The sequence below is a fragment of the Tsukamurella soli genome (assembly GCF_039541155.1).
GTDB classification, from domain to species: domain Bacteria; phylum Actinomycetota; class Actinomycetes; order Mycobacteriales; family Mycobacteriaceae; genus Tsukamurella; species Tsukamurella soli.
The window spans coordinates 1-1,268 of the sequence record NZ_BAABFR010000240.1 but is presented as its reverse complement, the minus strand read 5'-3'; the positions used below and the strand labels follow the sequence as shown (position 1 = coordinate 1,268).

General features: G+C 72.9%; 3 protein-coding genes. All 3 read right to left on the bottom strand.

From position 1 onward, the window contains the following. Positions 1-441 (bottom strand): hypothetical protein (locus ABD908_RS27355; protein ID WP_345002058.1); only part of this gene is annotated, 441 nt, incomplete at its 3' end. Between the two features lie 77 nt (positions 442-518). Then, positions 519-710, bottom strand: coding sequence for a helix-turn-helix domain-containing protein (locus tag ABD908_RS27350; RefSeq protein ID WP_345002056.1), 192 nt, complete (start codon positions 708-710; stop codon positions 519-521). A gap of 178 nt (positions 711-888) precedes the next feature. Further along, positions 889-1,268, bottom strand: a 380-nt coding sequence (locus ABD908_RS27345) for a helix-turn-helix domain-containing protein (protein ID WP_345002054.1), incomplete at its 5' end; no start/stop codon positions are given.

Below are 1,268 nucleotides of genomic sequence, written 5' to 3'. Positions count from 1 at the left end.
GTGGGTTGAGCAGGCCGCCGCTACCGCGTCCGCGGGCGGCGCCAGGGCGGCCGGGATCGTGCGGGCCTCCTCGGCCGCGCGCTCGGCCCGCACCTCGGCGAGAGGATCGGGGGCGCTGAGGTCACCGCGCAGGAAGCCTGCGAGCTGAGCACGGTCGAGCGACCGGGACGGGGCGACATCGGGAACAGACGAGGCGTCTACGTACTCCTCCCACGGGTGCTGCCGGATCAGGATGTCTGCGTCGGCTCGGCCGCGGACGCAGTGCGCCGGCTCGTGCGTGACGACGACGACGGTCTCGATACGCAGGTGTTCCCATGCGGCGCAGCGACACGCTGCCGAATCGGGCAGGCGCCACGCGTGCGTGCCGGCAACGTCGACCCAGCCCGGCGTGGCGACCGCGCCGGGCTGGGCAGGGGGCGGCGCGGAAGTTACAGTGGTCATGTCAGGCCTTTCGCGGGGTTGGTGGCATCTGGAGCCGGGGTGTAGGAGCCCCGGCTTCTGCCGTGTCTGGGAGGTGGTCAGGCGCTCGCCGGCGTGATCCGCGCCGCGTCGAGGTAAGCCTCAACCGCTTCGGCGCTGACCATTACTCGGCCGCCGATGCGGTAAGCCGGCGCAAGATGGCCGGCGGCTATGAGTCGCTGCACCACTCCGGCGGTGGCACCGAGACGGCGTGCCGCGGCCGGGCGCGTGATCAGAGTCGGGGTCGTCATGGGAATCTCCTTTCTTCCGTTCTCAGCGAACAGCACGAATCGCGCATGTCAACTGAAACGGGGCCTGCGCGCCGTGTCGCGCGGTTTCGACTCCGTCGCCGAGCCTGGCCACCCCGGCACATAGGCTGCACCAGCACCGGGTCGACCCGCACGCCCCCTGCCGCACCCGGCCGGCCGGTCACCCCGCGGTCTGCGCGCGCACGATCCGCTGCACGGTGCTGGCGGAGACGCCGAGCTGCGCTGCGATCGCGCGCGAGCTCGCGCCCCGCGCTGCCAGCTGCAGCACCCGCGCATCACGCCCCGCGCCGTCCGCGTCAGCTGCATCACGCCCTGCATCACGCGCATCATCACCCGCGTCACCGCCCGAACCCACCGCATCACGCCCCCCGCCGTCCCCCGCCGCCTGCACCGCGGGCACCGGGGCCGCGGTGGGATCTACGCTGGTCACGGGGGCTGATGCAGCGTGATGCGGCTGCATCACGGTCTGTGTCACGGCGGTGGATGGGGTCGGCTCGGCGAGCGGGGCGTGATGCGGGACGGGGTCGGGGGTGGGGGTCT

What these genes read in the sequence shown, in the direction of transcription:
- ABD908_RS27350 (WP_345002056.1), bottom strand. Translation starts at nt 710, where the DNA reads ATGACGACCCCGACTCTGATCACGCGCCCGGCCGCGGCACGCCGTCTC.